At 64.8% G+C, this 23,555-nt stretch carries 23 protein-coding genes and 1 tRNA gene; 11 read left to right on the top strand and 13 right to left on the bottom strand.

Going from position 1 to position 23,555, the window contains the following annotated elements; translation table 11 throughout:
* Positions 1-251: 251 nt before the first annotated feature.
* Positions 252-425: a hypothetical protein gene (locus tag VSR72_RS14265; protein WP_165822956.1), complete on the bottom strand. Its 174-nt coding sequence runs from the start codon at positions 423-425 to the stop codon at positions 252-254.
* Positions 426-555: 130 nt separating this feature from the next.
* Here VSR72_RS14265 and VSR72_RS14260 point away from each other — a divergent pair, with 130 nt between their 5' ends.
* Positions 556-726, top strand: a complete 171-nt coding sequence (locus VSR72_RS14260) for a hypothetical protein (protein ID WP_342952967.1) — start codon at positions 556-558, stop codon at positions 724-726.
* A 26-nt stretch (positions 727-752) separates the two neighbouring features.
* On the opposite strand, the gene VSR72_RS14255 is transcribed toward VSR72_RS14260, so the two are convergent.
* From VSR72_RS14255 to VSR72_RS14240, 4 genes are all read right to left on the bottom strand, one after another.
* Complete coding sequence (locus VSR72_RS14255; RefSeq protein ID WP_342952966.1) at positions 753-2,123, bottom strand: MATE family efflux transporter; 1,371 nt, start codon at positions 2,121-2,123, stop codon at positions 753-755.
* On the bottom strand, positions 2,102-2,410 hold the full coding sequence (locus VSR72_RS14250) for a DUF2288 domain-containing protein (RefSeq protein WP_342952965.1): 309 nt from the start codon (positions 2,408-2,410) through the stop codon (positions 2,102-2,104). The genes VSR72_RS14255 and VSR72_RS14250 overlap by 22 nt, the downstream gene beginning before the upstream one ends.
* Before the next feature lie 658 nt (positions 2,411-3,068).
* The gene (locus tag VSR72_RS14245) at positions 3,069-3,800 is read right to left on the bottom strand and encodes a peptidoglycan DD-metalloendopeptidase family protein (protein WP_342952964.1); all 732 of its coding nucleotides are present in this window, start codon (positions 3,798-3,800) and stop codon (positions 3,069-3,071) included.
* Positions 3,801-3,965: 165 nt separating this feature from the next.
* On the bottom strand, positions 3,966-4,880 hold the full coding sequence (locus VSR72_RS14240; RefSeq protein WP_342952963.1) for an aldose epimerase: 915 nt from the start codon (positions 4,878-4,880) through the stop codon (positions 3,966-3,968).
* 499 nt (positions 4,881-5,379) lie between these two features.
* Between VSR72_RS14240 and VSR72_RS14235 the strand changes: the two genes are divergently transcribed.
* The gene (locus VSR72_RS14235; protein ID WP_342952962.1) at positions 5,380-6,210 is read left to right on the top strand and encodes an undecaprenyl-diphosphate phosphatase; all 831 of its coding nucleotides are present in this window, start codon (positions 5,380-5,382) and stop codon (positions 6,208-6,210) included.
* Between the two features lie 115 nt (positions 6,211-6,325).
* Positions 6,326-6,402, top strand: a tRNA-Arg gene (locus VSR72_RS14230).
* A gap of 77 nt (positions 6,403-6,479) precedes the next feature.
* On the opposite strand, the gene VSR72_RS14225 is transcribed toward VSR72_RS14230, so the two are convergent.
* Positions 6,480-6,965: a PH domain-containing protein gene (locus VSR72_RS14225; protein WP_342952961.1), complete on the bottom strand. Its 486-nt coding sequence runs from the start codon at positions 6,963-6,965 to the stop codon at positions 6,480-6,482.
* Positions 6,966-7,183: 218 nt separating this feature from the next.
* The gene (locus VSR72_RS14220; RefSeq protein ID WP_342952960.1) at positions 7,184-8,770 is read right to left on the bottom strand and encodes an acid phosphatase; all 1,587 of its coding nucleotides are present in this window, start codon (positions 8,768-8,770) and stop codon (positions 7,184-7,186) included.
* Between the two features lie 286 nt (positions 8,771-9,056).
* On the opposite strand from VSR72_RS14220, the gene VSR72_RS14215 reads away from it, so the two are divergent.
* Positions 9,057-10,475 (top strand): cytochrome c peroxidase, encoded by a 1,419-nt coding sequence (locus tag VSR72_RS14215; protein WP_342952959.1) that lies wholly within the window; start codon positions 9,057-9,059, stop codon positions 10,473-10,475.
* 32 nt (positions 10,476-10,507) lie between these two features.
* Here the strand turns inward: VSR72_RS14215 and VSR72_RS14210 are convergent, their stop codons facing one another.
* The gene (locus VSR72_RS14210; protein ID WP_342952958.1) at positions 10,508-10,750 is read right to left on the bottom strand and encodes a hypothetical protein; all 243 of its coding nucleotides are present in this window, start codon (positions 10,748-10,750) and stop codon (positions 10,508-10,510) included.
* A gap of 189 nt (positions 10,751-10,939) precedes the next feature.
* Between VSR72_RS14210 and VSR72_RS14205 the strand changes: the two genes are divergently transcribed.
* Together VSR72_RS14205 and VSR72_RS14200 are read left to right on the top strand one after the other, a co-directional pair.
* The gene (locus VSR72_RS14205) at positions 10,940-11,338 is read left to right on the top strand and encodes an RT0821/Lpp0805 family surface protein (protein ID WP_342952957.1); all 399 of its coding nucleotides are present in this window, start codon (positions 10,940-10,942) and stop codon (positions 11,336-11,338) included.
* Positions 11,339-11,345: 7 nt separating this feature from the next.
* Positions 11,346-11,795: an NUDIX hydrolase gene (locus VSR72_RS14200; protein ID WP_342952956.1), complete on the top strand. Its 450-nt coding sequence runs from the start codon at positions 11,346-11,348 to the stop codon at positions 11,793-11,795.
* Positions 11,796-11,880: 85 nt separating this feature from the next.
* On the opposite strand, the gene VSR72_RS14195 is transcribed toward VSR72_RS14200, so the two are convergent.
* Positions 11,881-13,599 (bottom strand): glutamine--tRNA ligase/YqeY domain fusion protein, encoded by a 1,719-nt coding sequence (locus VSR72_RS14195; protein WP_342952955.1) that lies wholly within the window; start codon positions 13,597-13,599, stop codon positions 11,881-11,883.
* Between the two features lie 151 nt (positions 13,600-13,750).
* Here VSR72_RS14195 and VSR72_RS14190 point away from each other — a divergent pair, with 151 nt between their 5' ends.
* Entirely contained in the window at positions 13,751-14,314 is a 564-nt protein-coding gene (locus VSR72_RS14190) for an alpha/beta hydrolase (RefSeq protein WP_342952954.1), read from the top strand.
* Positions 14,315-14,329: 15 nt separating this feature from the next.
* Here VSR72_RS14190 and VSR72_RS14185 read toward each other — a convergent pair whose 3' ends face one another.
* The gene (locus VSR72_RS14185) at positions 14,330-15,550 is read right to left on the bottom strand and encodes a CaiB/BaiF CoA-transferase family protein (protein WP_342952953.1); all 1,221 of its coding nucleotides are present in this window, start codon (positions 15,548-15,550) and stop codon (positions 14,330-14,332) included.
* Between the two features lie 298 nt (positions 15,551-15,848).
* Between VSR72_RS14185 and alaS the strand changes: the two genes are divergently transcribed.
* Positions 15,849-18,473: an alanine--tRNA ligase gene (alaS, locus tag VSR72_RS14180; protein WP_342952952.1), complete on the top strand. Its 2,625-nt coding sequence runs from the start codon at positions 15,849-15,851 to the stop codon at positions 18,471-18,473.
* Between the two features lie 81 nt (positions 18,474-18,554).
* On the opposite strand, the gene VSR72_RS14175 is transcribed toward alaS, so the two are convergent.
* Positions 18,555-19,496, bottom strand: a complete 942-nt coding sequence (locus VSR72_RS14175; RefSeq protein WP_342952951.1) for a LysR substrate-binding domain-containing protein — start codon at positions 19,494-19,496, stop codon at positions 18,555-18,557.
* 106 nt (positions 19,497-19,602) lie between these two features.
* Between VSR72_RS14175 and VSR72_RS14170 the strand changes: the two genes are divergently transcribed.
* The 3 genes from VSR72_RS14170 to VSR72_RS14160 all read left to right on the top strand — a co-directional run bounded on the left by VSR72_RS14170 (position 19,603) and on the right by VSR72_RS14160 (position 21,974).
* Entirely contained in the window at positions 19,603-20,823 is a 1,221-nt protein-coding gene (locus VSR72_RS14170; RefSeq protein WP_342952950.1) for a YbfB/YjiJ family MFS transporter, read from the top strand.
* Between the two features lie 127 nt (positions 20,824-20,950).
* Positions 20,951-21,481: an NUDIX domain-containing protein gene (locus tag VSR72_RS14165; RefSeq protein WP_342952981.1), complete on the top strand. Its 531-nt coding sequence runs from the start codon at positions 20,951-20,953 to the stop codon at positions 21,479-21,481.
* Between the two features lie 52 nt (positions 21,482-21,533).
* Positions 21,534-21,974 carry a thioesterase family protein gene (locus tag VSR72_RS14160; protein WP_342952949.1) on the top strand — a complete coding sequence of 147 codons (441 nt, stop codon included), beginning with the start codon at positions 21,534-21,536 and terminating at the stop codon, positions 21,972-21,974.
* Positions 21,975-21,982: 8 nt separating this feature from the next.
* Here VSR72_RS14160 and VSR72_RS14155 read toward each other — a convergent pair whose 3' ends face one another.
* Both VSR72_RS14155 and VSR72_RS14150 read right to left on the bottom strand, forming a co-directional pair.
* Positions 21,983-22,894, bottom strand: a complete 912-nt coding sequence (locus VSR72_RS14155; protein WP_342952948.1) for a DUF4922 domain-containing protein — start codon at positions 22,892-22,894, stop codon at positions 21,983-21,985.
* Between the two features lie 6 nt (positions 22,895-22,900).
* A complete protein-coding gene (locus VSR72_RS14150; RefSeq protein WP_342952947.1) occupies positions 22,901-23,386 on the bottom strand; it encodes an adenosine-specific kinase in 486 nt (161 codons plus the stop codon).
* Between the last annotated feature and the right edge of the window lie 169 nt (positions 23,387-23,555).

The raw sequence follows: 23,555 nt of genomic DNA, 5'->3' as shown, positions 1-23,555 counted from the left end.
TGAAACAGCTCCACGCCGATGATAGTGCGGATTGCCCGTGTGAAAGTAGGTAATCGTCAGGCTCCTTATGCTGTAACGTCCAGAACCCCGGTGTCTCCGAAAGAGAACCGGGGTTCTGGCGTTTGGGCGCGCGGAAAATAAAAGGGTGGCGAGTCGTACACAGAACGACGCAGAAAAGCTACTCACGGCCAGCTCGACTGGCCGCGGCGAGATTCAGGCAAGGCGCGCGCCGGCGGTTACCGGCGCTGGGTTCAGTGCCTGCGACGAACCCGGTCGAGCACGTGATGCTCGGCCAGCCAGTGATGCATCATGCCTTCGCCGTCGTGCTCCTTCCGGTAGGCGCGCGATTCGAAAATCGATAGCCCGAGCAGAACCAGCAGACCCACAGCAAGACCGATCAGACCCGCAATAGTTTCGGCATCCATGGCAGCCTCCTGTCGATTGCGCCATGTCCGTATCTTAGAACAGTGTCGCAACGGAAAAAATAGCGAGTTCAGTTGCTTCGCTACCGATCTGGAGCGCAGACCGGTCAACATTCAGAAAGGATTTGAGGCGATGTCCCGTGTTTATCTGGCCCTTGCAATGGCCGCCTTGCTCTCGGCGTGCGCCGACAACGCGACGACGCACCGTCACGGTACTCCGCCGCAGGATCCGGCCGACTACCACGGCGTGCCGACCGACGATCGGCCGCCGATGATGATCGACAACCCGGCTCCCGCTCAATAATCAGCGCCGATGCTGGGCGCGAGTGCTCAGCGCAGCTGCACGGAGACGGGGTTGATCGCGCCGCTGATGCGCGGCAGCAAAGGCGAGAGCGTCAGCCCGCGCGCGGCCATGAAGACGAGTAGGGCAATCCACAGCCCGTGATTGCCCAGCGGCCCGACCAACGCCCATGACGCGAACAGAAACACGGCCAGCGACACCGCCATGGCTTGCATGAGTTCGCGTGTGCGCGTCGCGCCGATGAAAACGCCATCGAGCAAAAAGCCCCAAACGGAAATGAGCGGCGAAAGCGCGGCCCATGGGAGGAACGCCTGGGCGGCGGCACGTACTGCGGGCTGGTTGGTTAGCTGCTCGATGATCCATGGGCCACAGGCCCAATAAACCAAAGAAAAACCGAAGGCACCCAGCGCGGCCCAGAGCAGGTTGATCTTCACGGCCTGGCGGAAAGCATTGCGATTCCCTGCGCCGATCGCCGCGCCAACCAGGGCCTCGGCTGCGTGGGCGAACCCGTCGAGACCGTAGGCCATGAAGGTCTGGAAGTTGAGGAGCAGGGCGTTCGCGGCGAGGATCGCGTCGCCTTGCTTTGCGCCCAGATGCGCGAACCATCCAAACGAGCCCAACAGACAAAGCGTGCGCAGAAAGATATCGCGATTGATCGCGACGAGGCGTTTGAGTGCTGCGGGCTCGAGCACGGATTGCAACGCGAGTGGCGCGAGTCCGCGAGGACGTAGCCTCCACAGTACGCAGGCGCCGAAGACAAAACCGAGCGTATCCGCGGTAGCCGTCGCCGCGCCGATGCCGGCGATGCCCCATCGCAGTCCGTACACGTAGGCGAGCACCGCGACGACGTTCGCCAGATTGATAAAGATCTGCGAAAGCAGGGCAATGCGCACGCGCTGAGTGCCGAGCAGATAGCCGAGCACGACGTAGTTCGCCAAGGCGAACGGAGCAGAGCCGATACGCGCAAGGCAGTAGACCCCGGCGTTGCGTTGCACCTCGGCGCTGCCGCCAATGGCCGCGAGGGTGTACCGGATCAAGGGCGATTGAATCAGCAGGATCGCGGCGCCGATCGCGAATGCCAGCAGCAGGGCGCGCACCACATTCACCCGCAACGCGGGGAAGTCGCGGGCGCCGTAGGCCTGTGCGACGAGTCCTGTCGTCCCCATGCGAAGGAAGCCGAAGCCCCAAAAGACGAAGTTGAAGAACAGCCCGCCTAACGCGACGCCGCCAAGGTCGGCCGCGCTCCCGAGGTGGCCTGCCACGGCAGTATCGACTGCGCCAAGAATGGGCTGCGTGAGATTGGCGAGGACGATGGGAAACGCGAGCGTCAGCACGCGTCGATGCCAACCTCGCTGGTCGGGCAGGGCCTCTGCGCCGCTCAAGCGCGTTCCTGCACGCACACCCACGGCGACACGACGACCGCCCACAACTCAGGCTTGCGCGTTGCGTAATCGGCTGCCGTCTCTGCCGGCATGCGCTGGACAAGGCCCGAAGACAGCCATTGCATGACGACGGTACTGTCGTCATTGGCGATGGCTTCGGCCACGCTGACGAGGTCGAGGTCGCGCGCGATGCTCAGCAGCTTGCCTTGCGCGAAGAAACGTTCGAGGTCCTGCCAGTCGATCTTGGCGGTTTCGCCGAGCAGCTTGGCGTACGTCGAACTGGGGTTGGCGTCGTCGGTAGTCATGGTGGTCAGGAATTCGTTGCGGCCGATACTATAAACGATAGTCTGACTGCCGACCGGCGGCCGGATGGTAAACGCCGAATCAGCAGGATTAATCACATTAATGGTCGATACCCAGGCTCGATACGCCAGAATACAGACAATAAGCCATATTAAATCAGTCAAACATCTGATCTAAGCAAGCTGCGAATTGGTGTTTCAAATTTGTACAACACGCCGAATAAATGCACTGTTTCGTGCGTTCGCCCACTAAACCCGGCTGCCTCGAAAATGCGAAAAGTGCCGAGCTTTAAACGAGCGCTCCTGACTCGCAAAAGACCTCGGGAAAGTACTCTGGGTCAGCCTGAGTGGCCCGTCCAGAAAGCCTTTGCGCCGCCAGACGACTTGTCACCGTGTGTCATTAAAGTGTGCGATTTTATGTGCGGCGGCGGTTGATTCGGCGTGTTCATCCGTTGCTGAAAAGTGATGCGACACATAATCCGTGCGCCGTAGCACATTTTCGCGCTAATTAAGTGATTGCGCCGCAGGAAGCCCGTTGATAGATTGCGATTCGGCGCATGGTAAACCGGTCCTTTGCCGATATGCGCCAAACCCCCGTTAGCCCGGCGCCATGCCGGGCTTTTTTTTCGTCCGTTGATTTGACTGGCCGTAGCGGCCTTTCTCAACGCGCGGGGAGTTGTCGAGTGGGATCGATCGAGCGACCCTGGTATCGCAGTTCGAAATGGAGCATCACGCGGTCGTTGTCGCTGCTGCCCATCTCCGCGATCTTTTGCCCTTGCGCGACGCTCTGACCTTCCTTCACGAACAATGCCTGATTGTGCGCGTAGGCCGTCAGGTAATCGCCGCTGTGCTTGATGATCAGCAAGTTACCGTAGCCACGCAGACCATTGCCGGCATAGACCACGGTGCCCGGCGCCGCCGCGACGATCGGCGTACCGGCGGCATTGGCGATGTCGATGCCCTTCGAATTGCGTCCATCAAAACTGCGGATGACCTGTCCGCTGGTCGGCCAGACGAGCGAGATCGACGGCGCGGCTGCTGCCGGCGGTGCGGAAGCCTCGGCGGTCGACGGCGCGGATGACGTATCGCCTGGGTTGGCCGTCTCGCGCGGGGCAGTCGCGCCGGTACGCGGCGCGGCGCCGGTGCGGGCGCTTGCTGCGCCGGCGGGCGGCTCCACGCGCAGGACCTGGCCGACTTCGATGGCGTCGGGGTTCGACAGATTGTTCCAGCGCACGATGTTCTGCACGGACTGGCGACTGCTGCGCGCGATCTTGTACACGGTGTCGCCGCGCTCCACGCGGTAAAAGCCGGGGCCGACCGGAGCCGATCCGCACGCTGCGAGCAACGCAACAAGCGCCGCACATGCAATCCGTCTGATTCCTGGTGCCAACATTGAACCTCGCATGACCTTGCCTCGACGGACCAAGGGCCGCCGCGCTGGCAAAACGCCTGATTTTAGCGGGTTTGCCAACGCAACTGGGGTTTTGCCTGATGAATGACTGACCCAAGCGGCAGCCCCCATTCTGGTGCCGTCCCCTGGCGGGACCGGCGCACGCGCTTAGCCGCCGAGCGTTTCGACACCGATGCGCAGCGTCGCCGTCTCCGTTTGACCCGGTGCGAGCCAGCGCAGGCCAAGCCCGTTGTGGATCGCGTCGGGCAGACCAAGCCAGGGTTCGACGCAGTAGAAGTCGGAGTCCGCGGCTTCCGTCCACGTCGTGACGGCGTACCAGGGGAGTGAGCCGGGCCGGTTCAGATCGATCGTCACCGCGCGGCCGAGACCCGGCGCAACGAGGCGCACCGGCGTGGCGGGCGGAGTTGGTTCGAGCACATGGAAGCGGTCGATGATGCTCGCGTCGTCGAGCCTGTATTGCGCTTTGCCGGGCTCGGGCGCACTGATCGAGCCGTCCGCGAGTTGGTGCCGGCGTTGGGCAGCCGGCAAGTCGAGCGTCGTTTGCGCGCGCTGGGTATGAGGCAACGCGAAATAGAAATGATGGCCCGCGTACCACGGAAGCGGATCCGCGCCCGTATTGGTCGCGGCGAGCGTCACGTCGAGCGTATGGGCGTCGGCCAGCTTGTAGAGCGCTTCGAAGCGAAAGGCGAACGGATAGCCGGTGCGTGTCGCGTCGGAGTCGACGAGCGTCATCTGCAGGCCGTGCCCATCGTCGTCGACTTGCGCCGCGAAGGGCAGGTCGCGCGCGAAGCCGTGCATCGGCAGATCGCGAACCACGCCGTGCGCATCGCGCCAGCGGCCGATCTGGCCGTCCACACGATGGCGGCCAAGGAAGGGGAAGAGCAGCGGATTGCCGCCGCGCACGCGCGCCGGCTCGGCCCAGTTCGCATTTTCCGGCCACAGGATGACCGGGCGGCCGTCGACGTGCCACGAGAGCAAGCGGCCACCGGCCCACGGCGCGAAGCGCAGCGTCGACGCACCGCGGGAGAGGGTGAGGATGTCCTGTTCTGGATGAGCGTTCATGGGCGGGCCTGGAGTGGGTGGAAGGAGGCCGGCGCATCTGCGCCGGGAAGGCGGATTTTGCGCCGCTTTCTCATGCGTGAAAACCCTCGTCGGGAAAGCGTGGGTGTCGATGCCGGACAAGAGTCAGCATAATCCGCATGACCGTGCGGTGGCGCACAGAGCATTTTCGCAGGAGACCTCCCCATGGACCTGGCAATGGCAATGAGCATGGCTCTGTTCAGCCTCTTTGTCGGCAGCAGCGCGTATTTCTTCTACAAGATGGCGCGCTGATCGCGCCGCGTTCGGTCCCCCCGCCTCACTGACCTCTCGCGAGCGCGACACGTGCGTTCGCGCCAGGATCCGTGCATTCGCAGCCAATTTTGTTGCGACGCAGTAACTTTTCTGACAAATCCATCTCGAAGCTTGGCGCTGCAATTCGGCCCAGGCATAATCGGTGCGCTTTGCCGCACCGGCTCCGCAACGGTCCGGCCCCTTACACCACCATTACGAGGATCCGCGCGTGAGTCTCTGGTTTCTATTCTTCCTGAGCGTGTTGCAAGGCGTCACCGAACTGTTTCCCGTGAGCAGTCTCGGCCATACGCTGCTCGTGCCCGCGCTGTTCGGCATGCACATCGACAAGCACGCGCCGCAATTGCTGCCGTTCCTCGTCGCGTTGCATTTGGGAACCGCAGTTGCCCTGCTCTGGTATTTCCGTGAGCGCTGGGTTGCGCTGATCAGCGGCTTCGTCGGCTCGCTGGCTGGCCGCAAGAACGACGACGGCCACATGATGTGGGCACTCATCATCGGCACGATTCCGACGGGTATCGTCGGCCTCGTGCTCGAAAAGCGCATCGAGGCCATCTTTCACGATCTGCGCATCGTCGCGGCTGCGTTGATGGTCAATGGCGTGCTGCTGTGGTTCGGCGATCGCCTCCAGCGTGTGCGCACGCATCGTCCGCCCGAGAAACTCACGTTCCGCCAGGCGTTTCTCGTTGGCCTCGCCCAGATCGGCGCGCTCGTTCCCGGCTTTTCGCGCAGCGGCCTCACGATGATCGCCGGCAATGCGGCCGGCCTCACGGCGGAAAAAGCCGCAGAGTTCTCGTTCTTGCTCGGCACGCCGATCATCTTCGCCGCTGGCGTGCTCGAACTGCCCAAGCTCTTTCACGCGCGAGACCAGTTGATGACGGCGGTCGTTGGCGGCGTGCTTACGGGTATCGCGGCCTGGCTGAGCGTGAAGTTCCTGATGAAATACTTCGAGGGACGCGGGCGCCTCGCTTCATTCGGTGCGTATTGCCTGATCGCGGGCGCGATCTTCCTTGGCTGGTTCGCGCTCCATCAGCAGCCGGTTTGATTCTGGTGCCGAAGCCCCTGGCAAGCGTGATGAGCGAGGCGCGACCGCGTGAGGCGATCGCGGTATAATCCAGCCCCGTCTCGCGAGGCCCGTTTGCGGCCTTGCGCACGCTCACGCGACAGTAGCTCAGCTGGATAGAGCATCGGCCTTCTAAGCCGAGGGTCGGGGGTTCGAGCCCCTCCTGTCGCGCCAGATCAAATAAACAAAAAGCCCGGCCTTCACGGCCGGGCTTTTTGCTTTTTCACACGCAACGAATCAAGCCCAAACCCTCACGCCACGAGCCGCAGAGGCACAGGCTTCTCGGCCGCCTGCGCAAGAAAGACCATGCGGCGAAACTCGTGCGGATTCGAGATGCCGGGAATCGGCGTCGCGATGAGGCCACCGCCGCCAATCACGAGCGAACCATAGTCGAATATCCGGCCAACGAGGCTTTGCTCGACCCGAACGCTCTCGACTCTCTCAAGCGTCAACTCCACCGTGTGCCGACGCAGTGCGCCGAACTTCGCCACCACGCGTTTGTTGGTGACGGCGAATTCCGTCGTCCACCAGGCAAGTAGCGAGGCGCCGAACAGTCCCAGCCCTGCGACAAAAAACCCCGCTGCTGCGAACGGCGACGTCCCCATGGTGCCGATGAGCACGCCCCAAACCATGAGCAAGAGGCTGAGTGTGATACGCGGCCCCATCGCCCAGAAGCAGGGGTGTCCTTCGCAGACGATCCTCTCGCCTGGCAGGAGAGTCGATTCGACGTATTTCACAATGACCTCCGTCAAGATTTGTGCAGTAATTAATCTGTAAGGTAGTGCATCTCGCGGCGGAGGATCCGTGGTCAAACGTCGCGGCTCAACGCCCGGCTGGCGCGTGGGGCGTGCAGGGCACGATGAATCCGCGGCGCAATAAAAAAGGGCAGCCCGAGGGCTGCCCGTCAAACCGGATGAGCAACATCCGGCGATCGATGGTCCGATGGTTTTCGCGCTTAGAGCTTGATGTCGAGCGAGTTGGTCAGATCGCCCATCGGCTGGGCGCCGTTGCTCTTGAGTGCGGCGTCGCGGTTTGCCAATCCCGGCAGCGTGGGCAGCGAGAAGCGGCGTGTGATGAGGCGCAGGATCGAGGTCGTGTCGTACTGCGTATGGTCGACGTAACCCTTCTTCGCGTACGGCGAGATGACCAGCGCCGGAATGCGCGAGCCCGGACCCCAGCGGTCGCCCTTGGGCGGCGCGACGTGATCCCAGAAACCGCCGTTTTCGTCGTAGGTGACGACCACGACCATGTTGTTCCATTGCGGGCTCTTCTGCAGATGCGCAATGACGTCCGCAATGTGCTGGTCGCCGCTCGTCACGTCCGTGTAGCCCGCGTGTTCGTTCAGATTGCCCTGCGGCTTGTAGAACGCCACTGCCGGCAGCGTGCCCGCGTCGATCGCCTTGATGAACTCCGTGCCGTCCATGCCGCCGTCGAGCAGGTGCTTCGCGCGCGCGTCGGTGCCCGGCGCGTAGCTCGCGAAGTAGTTGAACGGCTGGTGGTGCGGCTGGAAGTTCGGCGCCGTCATGTTCGCGCCGTAGATCACGCCCGAGGTGCTGTTCTGCGCCGCGCTCACGGCTGCGCCCCACGCGCCGCCGTACCACGCCCACGTCACGCCTGCGTTCGAAAGCAGGTCGCCGATGGTTTGCGCCGTTTGCGCCGGCATCGTGGTCCCCTTCGACGGATCGGCCAGATTCGCGTCGCCACCCGAGGCCGCTGCGTTTCCGCTCGGCTGGTACGGCGGTTGCATCGTGTTGACCGCGTAGAAGTCCGGCGTGAGATTGCCCGAATTCTTGAACGTCGGAATGCCGTCGAGCGCCGATTTCACTGAGTTCGGGTCCAGCGTTAGCGAGACGCCGTCGGCGTCCACGGTCGCGATCGACGGCTTGGCCGGGTTCGTGTCCGCGTTCGCGTAAAACGGCGTGCACGCGCAGATCAGCCACTGATGGTTCAGGAACGAGCCGCCGAACGCGCCCATGAAGAAGTTGTCGGCGAGCGTGTATTGCTGGGCGATCTTCCAGAGCGGCAGTTTTTCGGCGCTCGTCGTGTAGTGGCCCATCACGAGACCGCCGGAGTCGCCGTAGGCAGCGAACATGTCGTTCTTGCCGCCGTGGATTTGCATCTGGTTTTCGTAGAAGCGGTGATAGAGATCGCGCGTCGTGACCGAGAGCGGCACGTTGTAGCCCTTCGGGTCGTCGATGGCGAACGGCGCATTCGGCATGTTCTCGGTCATCGCCTGGGTCACGACCGGCGTGACGCCCGTTTGCGTGAGGTTCTTCCAGACGACCGGCAGCGTGGGCAGCACGGTGCCGTCGCGGTCCAGCTGTTGCGTGCTTTGCGCGCTCAGGTTCTGCAGGCCGTTGGCGCCCGGGAAACTGCCGTACAGGTTGTCGAAGCTGCGGTTCTCCGCGTAGATCACGACGATGTTCTTCACCGACGAAAGGCCTGGCTTGCTGTCGCCGTCGCTGCCGCCGCAGGCCGCGACGGCCAGTGCCGACGCCGCTACCGCGATCGGCGTGGCATAGAACCATTTTCTGTTGATCATTTTTCTCTCTCTCGCGTTGGGGGCCCGCATGGAGGCCGGCGCGAATGACACCGGCCTTCGGGCGAGGCGCAGTGTCGCAACGGAATTTGACAGCCATATGTAAATAATTACATTTAGCTTTTTCGTAGCCTTTGATTGCATGACATTCGTCTTACTGTGTGTCATTTGAGCGTCACATCCCTGACATACGCTTTCGCGACTTCGGTGCGCAGGTGAGCGCATCGGCATTCGCACTGCAGCGGCGCGCCGCCACGCGCGCGCCGCGCTCAAGCTTCGGGGACCAGGCATGTTGCGTAGATTGGCGCGTCGTTCGGCGCGAACAGAAGGTGAGGCGCGGGCACGATCGCAGGGTGGCGCGCGCCGCCAGGCGGGGCTGCTTGTGATCGCGGCGTCGCTGTCGTTGCTGCTGACGGCATGCGACGGCAGCACGCCGGGCGCCGCCAATGCCGCTGCCACGACTGGCATATCCGGCAGCGCCTCGCGGGCGCAAGACGCCAACGCGAACGCGCGCGCCGCGCAGGGCGTAAAGCTGATGAAGATCGCCGCGCCCGTGCAAGGCGGGCAGACGCGTGCCGAGGTCTACGCGCAGGTGCGCCGCATGACGATGCTTGGCAAGCAGATGTTCTTCGACCCGTCGCTCTCAGGCTCGGGCAAGATGGCGTGCGCGTCGTGCCACAGCCCCGACCACGCGTTCACACCGACCAACGCGCTCGACGTGCAGATCGGCGGCACGGACATGCGACGCCAGGGCATGCGCGCCGTGCCGACGCTCAAGTATCTGCAGTCGGTGCCGGCGTTTACCGAGCACTACCACGACTCCGACGACGAAGGCGACGAAAGCGTCGATGCCGGGCCGACCGGCGGGCTCACGTGGGACGGCCGTGTCAATCGAGGCTCGGACCAGGCGCGCATCCCGTTGCTTTCGACATTGGAGATGGCGAGCTCGCCCAGGAAGGTGGCCGAAGCGGTGCGCGCGGCGCCCTACGCCCAGGCGTTTCGCGAGGCATTCGGCGCGAGCGTCCTGGCTGACGACGACGCGACATTCAAGGCCGTGCTGAAGTCACTGGAGACGTTCGAGCAGTCGCCCGAGGTGTTCTATCCGTACACGAGCAAGTACGACGCGTACCTGGCCGGCAAGGCCACGCTCAGCGCCGCCGAACTGCGCGGTCTGCAACTCTTTAACGACGAGAAGAAGGGCAATTGCGCGAGCTGCCATATCAGCCAGCGCGCAAAGGACGGCTCGCCTCCGCAGTTCAGCGACTTCGGTCTGATCGCCGTGGGCGTACCGCGCAATCGCGCGCTTGCCGTGAACCGCGACCGGCAGTTTTTCGATCTCGGCGCATGCGGCCCGGAGCGCACGGACCTCGGCCACCGTGCGGAGTTTTGCGGGCTCTTCCGCACGCCGACGCTGCGCAACGTCGCGCTCAAGAAGTCGTTCTTCCACAACGGCATTTATCACTCGCTGGACGACGTGCTGCGTTTCTACGCGCGGCGCGATACGAATCCGGAGGAGTTCTATCCGGTGGTGAAGGGCAGGGTGCAGAAGTTCGACGATCTGCCGCGCCGCTACTGGGTGAATCTCAACACGGACCCGCCGTTCGATCGCAAGCCGGGCGACGAGCCGGTGTTCAGCAACGCCGAAATCAAGGATGTGATCGCGTTTCTCGACACGCTCACCGACGGCTGGCAGCCGGGCGCGCACTGAGCGTGTGTGGAGCGTGTGCTTGGCGCGCGGTGTCAAACGCCCGCGATCAGCAGGCAGGCGCCGGTGAGCACGAGGAAGGACACGAGCAAGGCGACCGTGCCGATTCGCACCGTGGCGTCCGGCCAGCCCGGCGCGCGCTCGAGACGGACGACGAAGTTCGGGCCGGGCGCCTCCGGCTGCGGCGCGTGCGCGTAGTGCGCGACGAAGGACATCAAGCCGATGCAGATGAGGGCCAGCAGGACTGCAAAGACCCTTAGTGCGATGGTGTAGGTCATGTCAGATATTCCTGATGGACTGTAAGTGGGCGACCGACCCATCGTAGTGATCGGCTATCGGCCTCACCATCAGATCAATCCGAAAAGGAACCGGCCGCCGGCGCGTGCGCGGCCTCGCTGCGCGAGCCGAAAAAAGGGCGCGTGTTATGCTTTTCGCCGATTCGTTGAGCCCGTCGAGGAGAACAGACAATGTCCAGAATGCCCCGAACCCTGCACACGCTGAGCGCCCTGGGCGCGGCGCTCTTTATCACGATTGGCGTGGGCAGCGCGCATGCCGCCAATCTCGGTTTTCTGAACAACACGCCCATGTCGTTCATGAACCAGGCAGACTACAACTCGCTGCAGAACGCCGTGCGCGATGCCGTCGAGCACAAAGCCGATGGCGAGACCGCGAACTGGTCAAACGAAGGCTCGCGCAATAGCACGCGCATCAACTCGACCATCACGCCGTCGAATACGCAAAAGGAAGGCGACAAGACGTGCCGCGACACGGAAGTCGTCATCACCGCGAAGGGCCAGTCGATGACGCTGCGTCCGCACTTCTGCCGCGTGGGCGAAGGCGCATGGAAGTTCCAGAAGCAGCACTGAGCACGCGGTGAACGGCAAGATCGTTTCGTGCGGCATTGTGCTGCTCGATCCTGAAGGCCGCGTGCTGCTCGCGCACGCAACCGGCACGAATCACTGGGACATTCCGAAGGGGCAGGGCGAGCCCGGCGAGACCGAATCGCAGAGCGCACGCCGTGAGATGGTCGAGGAGACCGGCATCGAAGTCGCGGCCTCGCGGCTCGTCGATCTTGGCCGCTATGCGTACCGGCGCGACAAGGATCTGCATCTCTTTGCCGCGCGCGCGAGCGCCGATGAACTCGACCTCTCGCGTTGCGTGTGCGTGTCGCTGTTTCCGCGCCGCGAAGACGGCGTGATGATTCCGGAGATGGACGCCTGGCGCTGGACCGTGTCAGGCGAAGTGGATCGCTACGCGAGCCGCAGTCTTTCGCGGCTTTTTAACACGACGCTCTCGCTCGCGGAATTGCACCGCAGACTTTAAGGCGATCTCGCCACACGGCAGAATAAAAAAGCCCGCACGAATCCGTGCGGGCTTTTTACTTGCTGGCAGTCGCGCAGTGAGTCTCTTACTTGCCCCAACTGTCGCGCAAACCGACGATGCGGTTGAACACCGGCGCACCCGGCTTCGAATCGTAGCGGTCGGCGACGAAGTAGCCATGGCGCTCGAATTGATAGCGGTCTTCCGGCGCTGCGTTTCGCGCGCCCGGTTCGAGATACGCTTGCACCACGCGCTTCGAATCCGGATTGAGCGCTTCGAGGAAGTCGCGGCCGCCCGCGTCGGGCTGCTCTTCGCGGAACAGGCGGTCGTAGAGGCGTACTTCCGCCGGCACCGCGTTGTCGGCGCTGACCCAGTGGATCGTGCCCTTGACCTTGTAGTTGCTCGCGCCTTCGGTGCCCGATTTGCTGTCGGGGAAGTAGTTGCAATGCACTGCAACGATATTGCCTTCGGCGTCCTTCTCCGCGCCCGTGCATTCGACAACGAAGCCGTACTTCAGTCGCACCTTGTTGCCCGGGAACAGACGGAAGTAGCCCTTCGGCGGCGTTTCCTGGAAATCTTCGCGCTCGATCCACAGTTCCCGCGAAAACGCGAATGCGCGATTGCCGCGCTCGGGATGATGCGGATGCACCGGCGCGCTGCACGGCTCGGACTGGCCTTCAGGATAGTTGTCGATCACAAGCTTGAGCGGATCGAGCACGGCGGTCGCGCGCGGCGCCTTGTCGTCGAGATCGTCGCGCAGCGCGCCTTCGAACACGCTCATGTCGATCCACGAATCCACCTTGGTCACGCCGATGCGCTCGCAGAAGAGCTGGATCGCTTCGGGCGTGAAGCCGCGGCGGCGCACGCCGACAATGGTCGGCATGCGCGGGTCGTCCCAGCCTTCCACGTGGCCTTCGGTCACGAGTTGCAGCAGCTTGCGCTTGCTCGTGATTGCGTAGGTGAGGTTCAGGCGCGAAAACTCGATTTGCTGCGGCAGCGGGCGCGTGAACACGCCTGCATCGGCGAGTTCATTGAGCACCCAGTCGTACAGCGGGCGATGGTCTTCGAACTCGAGCGTACACAGCGAGTGCGTGATGTTTTCGAGCGCGTCCGAGATGCAGTGCGTGTAGTCGTACATCGGATACACGCACCATTTGTCGCCGGTGCGGTAGTGATGCGCAAAGCGGATGCGGTAGATGACCGGATCGCGCATGTTGAAGTTCGGCGACGCCATATCGATCTTCGCGCGCAGCACGTGCGCGCCTTCCTCGAACTCGCCCGCCTTCATGCGACGGAACAGGTCGAGGTTTTCGTCGACGGAGCGATCGCGGAACGGCGAGTTCTTGCCGGCTTCGGTGGCCGAGCCGCGGTTCGCGCGCATCTCTTCCGGCGACTGGCTGTCCACATAGGCCTTGCCGCGCTGGATCAGCAGTTCGGCGAACTCGTAGAGCTTGTCGTAGTAGTCGCTCGCGTAGAAGAGGTACTCGTGATCGGCCTTCTCCCACTCGAAGCCGAGCCACGTCACGGCGTCGATGATCGAGTTGACGTACTCGACGCTTTCCTTTTCCGGGTTCGTGTCGTCGAAGCGCAGGTGGCACACGCCGCCGTAGCGCTTCGCCACGCCGAAGTTCAGGCAGATGCTCTTCGCGTGGCCGATGTGCAGATAGCCATTCGGCTCCGGCGGGAAGCGCGTTTCGACGCGCTGCGCCCACTTGCCCGACTGGTTGTCGTCGTCGATGATGTTGCGGATGAAATTGGATGCCGCAGGCGCGTCCGTGCGGTCGGCGTCTTTACGTTCGGTATTCATGCGAAAAGGGAAGTCGTTCGAGGGCGCCCGTCAAAAGGATCAAAGCGCGTAACTGGGCACCCGATGGTGTCTTCCATTCTACCTGACGCGACCCGCCGTGCCAGTCCCGGTGCCGGATCGTCGCGCGGACCACAACAAGCGAGGGGAAAACGTGACGAAGAGCGAAACGCGGGTGCTGGTGCTGCCGGGCTACATGGATTCGGGGCCGGGGCACTGGCAGACGCGCTGGGAAGCCGCGCACGCGGGCTTTGAGCGGGTGCAGATGCCCGACTGGATGCACCCGGACTGCGACGCGTGGTGCGCGACGCTAGAGGCCGCCGTGCAACGCGCGCCTGCTGGCGTGCGCCTCGCTGCTCACAGCCTTGGCTGCCTGACCGTGGCGCACTGGGCCGCGCGCCATGCGAGCGCCGCAACGCGCACGAAGGTCGCCGGCGCGCTGATGGTGGCGCTGCCCGATCCGCACGGTCCCGAATTTCCGCGCGACGCGCTGGGCTTCGATCCGGTTCCGCTGGCGGCGCTGCCGTTTTCGAGCGTCGTGGTCGCCAGCAGCGACGATCCCTATGGCGGCGTGGCGTTTTCCAGGCGCTGCGCGCAGGCGTGGGGCAGCCGCTGGATCGACATCGGCGCGCGCGGGCACATCAATGCGGAAAGCGGGCTCGATGACTGGCCGCAGGGGCTCGAATGGCTGATGTCGATGGGGAGCGAGGGCGGCTGAGCGGCCGCCCGCGCGTTACACCACGCCCTTGCCCCGCAACGCCGCCACTTGCTCCTCGCCGTAGCCAAGCACTTCGCGCAGCACCGCATCGGTATGCTCGCCGAGCGTGGGAGGATGGCTCGCCACGCGCGGCGGCGTCTCGCTCATGCGGATGGGGTTGCCCACAAGCCGCGCCGTGCCACCGGAGGGGTGGGGCACATCGACCTGCAGCCCGCGCGCGATCACCTGCTCGTTCTCGAACACTTCCGCGAGGTTGTTGATCGGCCCGCACGGCACGCCCGCGGCTTCGAGCGCGCCGATCCAGTCGGCTTTCGCACGTGCGCGGATCAGCCCAGCGACGATCGGTACGAGCGTTTCGCGATGGCGCACGCGCGCCGGATTGGTCGCGAAGCGCTCGTCGTCGGCAAGTTCCGGTTGGCCCGCCACCTCGACGAACTTGCGGAACTGCCCGTCGTTGCCCACTGCGAGGATGATCCAGCTGTCGCTCGTCTGGAACGCCTGATAGGGCACGATGTTGGGGTGCGCGTTGCCCCAGCGCGCGGGCGGATTGCCGCTCGCCAGGTAGTTCGAGTTCATGTTCGCGAGCATGGCAACCTGTACGTCGAGCAGCGCCATGTCGATGTACTGGCCGACGCCCGTGCGGTCGCGGTGCGCGAGCGCCGTGAGCACGGCAATGGTCGAATACATGCCGGTCATGAGGTCTGCGATCGCGACGCCCGCCTTTTGCGGGCCGCCGCCCGGCAACGCGTCGCGCTCGCCGGTGATGCTCATGAAGCCGCCCATGCCCTGCACGATGAAGTCATAGCCCGCGCGCGAGGCATAAGGCCCCGTCTGGCCGAAGCCGGTGACCGAGCAGTAGATGAGGTCCGGCTTCACTTCGCGCAGCGATTCGTAGTCAAGCCCGTACTTCTTCAGCTGGCCCGCCTTGTAGTTCTCCAGCACGACATCGCTTTGCGCAGCCAACTCGCGCACGATGCGCTGCCCCTCGGGCGTGGCGATGTCCACCGTCACCGAGCGCTTGTTGCGGTTCGCGGCCAGGTAGTAGGCGGCCTCGGCGGTGTCCGCGCCGTCGGGCGTCTTCAGGTACGGAGGGCCCCAGTGGCGCGTGTCGTCGCCGGCGCCCGGGCGTTCCACCTTGATCACGTCGGCGCCAAAGTCGGCGAGAGTCTGTGCGCACCACGGTCCGGCGAGGACGCGGGTGAGATCGAGTACGCGGATATGGCTGAGAGCGCCCATGCTGTGTCTTCCAATGTCGTTCTAAGGCGGGCCACGCGCGCATAGAGTGCGCCGGCCGATGCCGCCCATAGTAAGCGAAAAGGCTCGATATGCGTCAATTTTCGGTACAAGGTTCCGCACTGCGGAACAATGTGGCTCGGCCCAACGCGTCGCCGCGCAGCATGTCGCGCCCATGCAAACCACGCCGGACGCGCCGCCGCGAGCGCGCGACGATCCCGTATAATCGTTCGATTCAGCATCGGGGTTTTCGCCACTAGCCGGCGCCCCGACCACGACAAAGATTCAGCACCGGACGCCCATGAAAGCCGCCGATATCCGCGAGAAATTCCTCAAGTTCTTCGAATCGAAGGGCCACACGATCGTGCGCTCGTCGAGCCTTGTCCCGGGCAACGACCCGACACTGCTTTTCACCAACTCGGGCATGGTGCAGTTCAAGGACGTGTTCCTCGGCACCGACAAGCGCCCGTACACGCGCGCCACGACCGCGCAGCGCAGCGTGCGCGCAGGCGGCAAGCACAACGACCTCGAGAACGTCGGCTACACGGCGCGTCACCACACGTTCTTCGAGATGCTCGGCAACTTCTCGTTCGGCGACTACTTCAAGCGCGACGCGATCCATTACTGCTGGGAGTTGCTGACCAAGGTCTACGCGCTGCCGGCGGAAAAGCTCACGGTCACCGTCTACAAGGAAGACGACGAAGCCTTCGACATCTGGGCGAAGGAAATCGGCGTGCCGGTGGAGCGCATCATCCGTATCGGCGACAACAAGGGCGCGCGCTACGCATCGGACAACTTCTGGCAGATGGCCGACACCGGCCCCTGCGGCCCGTGCTCGGAAGTGTTCTACGACCACGGCCCGGAAATCTGGGGCGGCCCGCCGGGGTCGCCTGAGGAAGACGGCGACCGCTTCATCGAGATCTGGAATCTCGTGTTCATGCAGTTCAACCGCGACGCCCAGGGCAACATGACGCCGCTGCCCAAGCAGTGCGTCGATACGGGCATGGGTCTCGAGCGCCTGGCTGCCGTGCTCCAGCATGTGCATAGCAACTACGAAATCGACCTGTTCCAGAACCTGATCAAGGCCGCAGCGCGCGAAACCGGCATTAGCGATCTCGAGAACAACTCGCTGAAGGTCATCGCCGACCACATCCGCGCGTGCTCGTTCCTGATCGTCGACGGCGTGATTCCCGGCAACGAAGGCCGCGGCTATGTTCTGCGCCGTATCGTGCGCCGTGCGATTCGCCACGGCTACAAGCTCGGCAAGAAGGGCGCGTTCTTCCACAAGCTGGTGGCGGATCTCGTCGCGGAAATGGGCGCCGCGTATCCGGAACTCGCCGAAGCGCAGCAGCGCGTGACCGACGTGCTGCGCCAGGAAGAAGAGCGCTTCTTCGAGACCATCGAGCACGGCATGTCGATTCTCGAAGCCGAACTCGCGGACCTCGAAGCCAAGGGCCGCAAAACGCTCTCGGGCGAACTCGCGTTCAAGCTGCACGACACGTACGGCTTCCCGCTCGACCTCACGGCCGACGTTTGCCGCGAGCGCAACGTGACGGTGGACGAACCGGCGTTCGACGAAGCCATGGCGCGTCAGCGCGAGCAGGCGCGCGCGGCAGGCAAGTTCAAGGCGACGCAGGGCCTCGAATACTCGGGCGCGAAGACCACGTTCCACGGCTACGAAGAAATCGTATTCGACGACGCGAAGGTCGTCGCGCTGTACGTCGATGGCACTTCGGTCAATGAAGTGAAGGTCGGCCAGGACGCCGTCGTCGTGCTCGACCAGACGCCGTTCTACGCGGAATCGGGCGGCCAGGTGGGCGATCAGGGCGTGATCTCGAACGCAAGCATCCGTTTCGCCGTCGCCGACACGCTCAAGGTCCAGTCGGACGTTTCCGGCCATCACGGCACGCTCGAACAAGGCACGCTCAAGGTCGGCGACATCGTGAAGGCGGAAATCGACGCCATCCGCCGCGCCCGCACCGCGCGCAACCACTCGGCCACGCACTTGATGCACAAGGCGCTGCGCGAAGTGCTCGGCTCGCACGTGCAGCAGAAGGGCTCGCTCGTCGACGCGGATAAAACCCGCTTCGACTTTGCGCACAACGCGCCGATGACGGACGACGAAATTCGCCGCGTCGAGCAGATCGTCAACGCGGAAGTGCTCGCGAACGCGCCCGGCATCGTGCGCGTGATGTCCTACGACGACGCGGTGAAGGGCGGCGCGATGGCGCTGTTCGGTGAAAAGTACGGCGACGAAGTGCGCGTGCTCGACCTAGGCTTCTCGCGCGAGCTGTGCGGCGGCACGCACGTCACGCGCAGCGGCGACATCGGCTTCTTCAAGATCGTGATGGAAGGCGGCGTCGCCGCTGGCATCCGCCGCGTGGAAGCGATCACGGGCGACAACGCCGTGCGCTTCGTGCAGGACCTCGACGCGAACATCAATGCGGCAGCCGCAGCGCTGAAGGCGCAGCCTGCCGAGCTCACGCAGCGTATCGCGCAGGTGCAGGATCAGGTCAAGTCGCTGGAAAAGGAACTGGGAGCGCTCAAGTCGAAGCTGGCTTCGAGCCAGGGCGACGAGCTCGTGGGCCAGGCCATTGAAGTGAACGGCGTGCACGTGCTCGCCGCTACGCTCGATGGCGCCGATTCGAAGACGCTGCGCGAGACCGTGGACAAGCTCAAGGACAAGCTCAAGAGTGCGGCGATCGTGCTGGCGGCGGTCGAAGGCGGCAAGGTCAGCCTGATCGCAGGCGTGACCGCCGAGGCAAGCAAGAAGGTCAAGGCTGGCGAACTCGTGAACTTCGTCGCCCAGCAGGTGGGCGGCAAGGGCGGTGGCCGTCCCGACATGGCGCAGGCGGGCGGCACCGAGCCGGGCAACCTGCCGGCCGCGCTCGCAGGCGTGAAGAGCTGGGTCGAAGCGAAGCTGTAAAACGACGCGCCGCGGCTTGATTGCCGCTTTGCGACGAAGAAGGGCTGTCCGTGAGGGCAGCCCTTTTTGTTTCCCGCGCGCTTATACGGCCTGAAGGCCAGCGGGTGCCGCTGCGGCTTCGCTGGTGGAAGGCAACGCCGCGCTGCCTGTGCGTTGCGCATGCTCCATCAGCGCGTCCTTCAACGCGCCGAGCGCGGGCGAAAAGTGGCCACGCCGCCAGGCGAGCAGCGTGTCTATCTGACCGAGCTTGCCAAGGGAGTGCATCGTGACCTCGTCCGCGCTGCGTTGCAGTTCGAGCACCGAGCGCGGCGCGACGGCCACGCCCGCGCCCGCCGCCACGCAGGCGACGATCGCGTGATACGAGCCCAGCTCCAGCACGCGCGAAGGCCGGATGCCGTGCTCCAGATACCAGCGCTCGACATAGGCGCGATACGCGCAGCCTCGCTCGAACGCGACGAGCGTGGAAAGCGCGATGTCGCCGGGCTGGCGGATTGGACGGTGGCCGCGCGGCGTGAGCATCACGAGCTCCTCGCGATACACCGGCACGTACTCGAACACCTCCGGCTCTGGCAGGCCGTCGAGCGGTGTGGCGATGAGCGCGGTGTCGATTTCGTATTCGCGCAGACGCTCGATCAGCGTGCCGGTCGTGCCCGTTTCCAGTTCGAGCGTGACCTCGGGCCACGTCTGGTGATAGTGCGCGAGCAGGCCGGGCAGACGGCTTGCCGCAGCGCTCTCCATGGTGCCCAGCCGCAGGCGCCCAGCCGGACGCCCGGCCTTCAGCGCATGGCGCGCTTCGTCGGCGAGCGCGAGCAGACGTTCGGCATAGGGCAGCAGCGTTTCGCCCGCGGGCGTGAGAATGAGGCGGCGGCCCTCGCGCGTGAAGAGCGGCGTGCCGAGCTGATCTTCTAGCTGCTTGATGCGCGTGGTCACGTTCGACTGCACGCGGTTGAGCTTGGCGGCGGCCCGCGTCACGCCGTTTTCCCGCACGACGGCCCGGAAAATCGCCAGTTCGGCGAGGTCCATAGTTCTCTCCTCGGAATGCTTCGATTCATGATAATTCATTTTTCGTGAACGAAAGAATCGCCTAGGATGGTATGCAGTCGCTTAATCCACCGAAGCCACTGAACTCATGAACGATTACGTCCCCGCTGCCGTCCCCGTTTCCGAGCCACGCCCGCGCGCCGGGCGCCGCGCGGCGTTGGCCTGCATGGTGACGCTCGCCGTCGCGCTGGGTGTCGGCCGCTTCGCCTTTACGCCGCTCTTGCCGCTGATGCTGCACGGCGGCGCGCTCGACCTGCGTCACGGCGGCTGGCTCGCCTCGCTGAACTACGCGGGTTACTTTGTTGGCGCGATCAGTTGCGTCGCGCTGCGCATGGCGCCTGCGAGGATCGTGCGCGCGGGCCTCGTGGCCACGGTGCTCCTCACGCTCGCAATGGGCCTCACCCAGCAATTCTGGATCTGGGCCGTGGTGCGCTTCGCGGCCGGAGCGGTGAGCGCCTGGACCTTTGTATTCGCGTCGCAGTGGGGCCTGCGGCGGCTCGCGCAGCTCGGCGCGAACGAGTGGGGCGGGGTGATCTATACCGGGCCCGGCGTGGGCATCATCGCGACCGGGTTGTTCGTAAGCGCGGCAGGCGGTCTCGGTGCGCGCACGGGGTGGATCGGGTTCGGCGTGATTAGCGCGCTACTCGCCTTCGCCGTCTGGTCGACGTTCGGCGAGGACATGCGTGCGCTGGCACCGCGTCCCGCAGCGAGCGCTACGGCGAACGTCGCACAGGAGGCGCGCGAAGGCCGCCGCACGGACGCCTTCTGGCTCGTGCTGCTCTACGGCGTGCCGGGCTTCGGCTACATCATCACGGCGACGTTCCTGCCCGTGATCGCGCGCCACGCGCTGCCAGGGTCGGCCTGGCCCGACCTGTTCTGGCCGATGCTCGGCGCGGCGCTGATCGCCGGCGCGCTACTGGCGGCGCGCTTCCCGCTGCATTGGGACAACCGCCTGATGCTGGCGGGCGCCTACGTGGTGCAGGCGGCCGGCATTGCGCTTGGCATCGTCTGGCCCAACGCCGCGGGCTTTTCGTTCGGCAGCGTGCTGATCGGACTGCCGTTCACGGCGATCACGCTCTTCGCAATGCGCGAGGCGCGTCTTCTGCGCGGCGAGCATGCCGCCGCGTTGATGGGCTATGCGACGGCCGCCTATGGCATCGGACAGATCGCGGGGCCGCTCGTTGCCGCGCCGCTCGCGGCGTCGACGGGCTCGTTCTCGCCTTCGCTGTGGCTTGCAGCGGGCGTGCTCGTAGCCGGCGCGATTGGGCTCGTATGGCGAGTCTGGCTGACGCGCGAGGCGGCGCGCTAGCCGTTACGGCGAGGCCGCACGCCGATTTCGATAGCACACTAGAATGGTCGCTTTCGCGCAAGCCGCGAGCGTGCCCGCCGGGCCGCGCGGCTGGCTTTCAGCGCCATCGACCCGTGCCTTTTCCCCCATGAGCGACTACCAGTTTTGCCCGCGCTGCGCCACGCGCCTGACCGAGCGCGCCGATCCCGCCCACGAAGGCGCCCGCGTGCGTCTCGCCTGCCCGGACCTCTCCTGCGGTTACGTCCACTGGAACAACCCGCTGCCCGTCGTGGCGGCCATCGTCGAGTACGAGGGCCGCATTCTGCTCGCCCGCAACGCCGCCTGGCCCGAAGGCATGTTCGCGCTCATCACGGGCTTTCTCGAAAATGGCGAGACGCCGGAGGAGGGCATCGCGCGCGAAGTGCAGGAAGAGACTTCGCTGCGCGCCGAGAGCGTGGAGCTGGTCGGCGTATACGAGTTCATCCGCAAGAACGAGCTCATCATCGCGTATCACGTGAAGGCGTCGGGCACGATCGCGCTCTCGCCGGAGCTGCTCGAATACCGCCTCGTCGAGCCCGCGAAGCTGCGGCCGTGGCGCGCGGGCACGGGCCAGGCGCTCGGCGAATGGATGCGCCGGCGCGGCCTGCCGTTCGAATTCGTCGAGCGTCCGGGCCAGTGATGGCCGCGCCACGATCAACACCCTTGCGCCACGCTTGCCCTGGATCTCTTCGATGAACCGACCCGTCACCGTCGCCCGCTCCGGGTATCGCCATTTCCTGCCGATCGGCACGCGCTGGATGGACAACGATGTCTACGGCCACGTGAACAACGTCGTCTACTACAGTTACTTCGACACTGTGGTGAACGAGTATCTGATACGCGCGGGCGCGCTCGACATCGAGCACGGCACGACGATCGGGCTCGTCGTCGAAACGCAGTGCAACTACTTCGCGCCGCTCGTGTTTCCGGAGCGCGTGGAGGCGGGGTTGCGCGTGGCGCGCCTCGGTTCGTCGAGCGTGCGCTACGAGGTCGGACTCTTTCGCGAAGGCGAGGACACGCCCGCGGCGCAGGGGCATTTCGTGCACGTCTACGTCGATCGCGCGACGCGGCGTCCCGTGAGCGCATTGCCCGATGCGTTGCGCGCGGCGCTCGAGCCGCTCGTTGTCGGCTAAACGGCGCGTCAGCGCGCCACGCTGACGCGTTCGAGCGCCGTCATCGGACCGAGTTGCGCGAGCGTCTGCAACTGCGCTGCGTTGCGCACGAAAAACGAGCCGGCGAAGCCGAGCGAGTTCACCGAGATGCCTTCGACACACTCCGCTAAACGCGGCACCACGAGCATCCACCGGCGCGTGACGAGCAGGTTGTACGGCGCGCCCTGATGCGCGACGCCAGCCACATCGATAGCGGGTACGCCCGCGGCGTCCAGCAGCGCGCGATAGCAATCGAGTGCAACCTGCGCGGCGCTGTCCGCCGTACCCGTGTCGGGGCCGAGTGCCAGGCGCGCGAACGCATGGCGAAACGCGAGCCCCGGCACGATCGCAATCGGTCGCGCCCCATGGACCGTCTGCGCGTCGCCGAGCAGTGCTTCGAGCGGCGCCGCGTGTGGCCCGTCGCCCGAGAGCGGCAGCGGCACCATCTGCAAATGTTTATGCGGCTGGCTCGCGCCCGCAGCCGCACCGCCGTTGTAGAACCCGAGACCATCGATCTGGTGCAGCGCCTCGATTAGCGCTGCGAAATCCGCCACATCGAGCAGCGCTTCCTGAGGCTCATAGCGCCGCGTCACGATCAGCAGATGCTGGTCGATCACATTGAACTTGTTGAGCAGCGCAACGTGCGTGGCCGAGAGATCGGCAACGAAGAGATCGGGCTCGTAAGGCAGGAACGGATCGCGCGGCGGCTGCGCCGTGGATGCAACTGAAGTCTGAGGCGTGAGCCGCGCCGCCTCCTTGCGGGCGAGATTTCCGGCTACGCGCACGTAGAAACGCATGCCGCCATCGTCGATGAAGGTATGCGCCGTCTCGATGGGGTGGAGCGCGCCGCACGCGAGCGCGTGCGCCGTCTGCTGCTCGATCGCCGCGCGCAGCGTCGCCATGGGCGCTCAGGCCTTGTAGCCGATGGCGCGCAACAGGTCCTTGCGCCAGCGCACGTCGTCCTCGGCCTCGACGCCGAGCGGCGGCATGCCGTCCACCACGCCGACGATGCCGCGCCCTTGATCGGTCTCGGCGATCAGCACCTGAGTGGGATTCGCGGTGGCGCAGAAGATGCGGCAGACCTCGGGCACGGCCTTGATCGTGTTGAGCACGTTGATCGGGAAAAAGCCGTCGCCGAGAAAGACGATGAAGCAGTGACCCGCTGCGATGCGCAGCGCGTTTCGCGTAGCCATCTCGATGAGCGCGTCCTGCGTGCCCGAGCGCCGCACGAGCCGCTTGCCCGACGCCTCGCAGAACGCGATGCCGAACTGGATGCCCGGCACGGTGCCGTAGAGCGCCTCGTGCAGATCTTCGACGGATTTGATGAAGTGGGTTTGGCCAAGGATGAAGTTGGTGGCTTCGGGCTTTTCGATCTCTACCGTGGACAGTTGCATGGCGAACCTCGCGCGCGGGCGTCTCGAAAGCGCCGCTTTCGCCGGGCCGAAGGGGCTGACGGGCGGCGGCCAACAACAAGCCTAGTACGAAGTCGCGGCGAGGCAAAGCGTGTGCAGGCGCACAAAGAACAACGGCCGGAGCCCCGAGGGGCGTCCGGCCGTTTTGCTG

The sequence above is a fragment of the Paraburkholderia sp. JHI869 genome (assembly GCF_038900775.1).
Taxonomy (GTDB): Bacteria; Pseudomonadota; Gammaproteobacteria; order Burkholderiales; family Burkholderiaceae; genus Paraburkholderia.
The sequence above is the reverse complement of the archived record's forward strand: the minus strand, read 5'-3'. Positions and strand labels throughout refer to the sequence as shown.

Excerpts from the sequence above, each read along its gene's own strand:
- VSR72_RS14265 (WP_165822956.1), bottom strand. The coding sequence starts at position 425 with ATGGATGCCGAAACTATTGCGGGTCTGATCGGTCTTGCTGTGGGTCTG.
- VSR72_RS14260 (WP_342952967.1), top strand. The coding sequence starts at position 556 with ATGTCCCGTGTTTATCTGGCCCTTGCAATGGCCGCCTTGCTCTCGGCG.
- VSR72_RS14250 (WP_342952965.1), bottom strand. The coding sequence starts at position 2,410 with ATGACTACCGACGACGCCAACCCCAGTTCGACGTACGCCAAGCTGCTC.
- VSR72_RS14245 (WP_342952964.1), bottom strand. The coding sequence starts at position 3,800 with ATGTTGGCACCAGGAATCAGACGGATTGCATGTGCGGCGCTTGTTGCG.
- VSR72_RS14240 (WP_342952963.1), bottom strand. The coding sequence starts at position 4,880 with ATGAACGCTCATCCAGAACAGGACATCCTCACCCTCTCCCGCGGTGCG.
- VSR72_RS14220 (WP_342952960.1), bottom strand. The coding sequence starts at position 8,770 with ATGATCAACAGAAAATGGTTCTATGCCACGCCGATCGCGGTAGCGGCG.
- VSR72_RS14215 (WP_342952959.1), top strand. The coding sequence starts at position 9,057 with ATGTTGCGTAGATTGGCGCGTCGTTCGGCGCGAACAGAAGGTGAGGCG.
- VSR72_RS14210 (WP_342952958.1), bottom strand. The coding sequence starts at position 10,750 with ATGACCTACACCATCGCACTAAGGGTCTTTGCAGTCCTGCTGGCCCTC.
- VSR72_RS14205 (WP_342952957.1), top strand. The coding sequence starts at position 10,940 with ATGTCCAGAATGCCCCGAACCCTGCACACGCTGAGCGCCCTGGGCGCG.
- VSR72_RS14195 (WP_342952955.1), bottom strand. The coding sequence starts at position 13,599 with ATGAATACCGAACGTAAAGACGCCGACCGCACGGACGCGCCTGCGGCA.
- VSR72_RS14185 (WP_342952953.1), bottom strand. The coding sequence starts at position 15,550 with ATGGGCGCTCTCAGCCATATCCGCGTACTCGATCTCACCCGCGTCCTC.
- alaS (WP_342952952.1), top strand. The coding sequence starts at position 15,849 with ATGAAAGCCGCCGATATCCGCGAGAAATTCCTCAAGTTCTTCGAATCG.
- VSR72_RS14175 (WP_342952951.1), bottom strand. The coding sequence starts at position 19,496 with ATGGACCTCGCCGAACTGGCGATTTTCCGGGCCGTCGTGCGGGAAAAC.
- VSR72_RS14170 (WP_342952950.1), top strand. The coding sequence starts at position 19,603 with ATGAACGATTACGTCCCCGCTGCCGTCCCCGTTTCCGAGCCACGCCCG.
- VSR72_RS14165 (WP_342952981.1), top strand. The coding sequence starts at position 20,951 with ATGAGCGACTACCAGTTTTGCCCGCGCTGCGCCACGCGCCTGACCGAG.
- VSR72_RS14160 (WP_342952949.1), top strand. The coding sequence starts at position 21,534 with ATGAACCGACCCGTCACCGTCGCCCGCTCCGGGTATCGCCATTTCCTG.
- VSR72_RS14155 (WP_342952948.1), bottom strand. The coding sequence starts at position 22,894 with ATGGCGACGCTGCGCGCGGCGATCGAGCAGCAGACGGCGCACGCGCTC.
- VSR72_RS14150 (WP_342952947.1), bottom strand. The coding sequence starts at position 23,386 with ATGCAACTGTCCACGGTAGAGATCGAAAAGCCCGAAGCCACCAACTTC.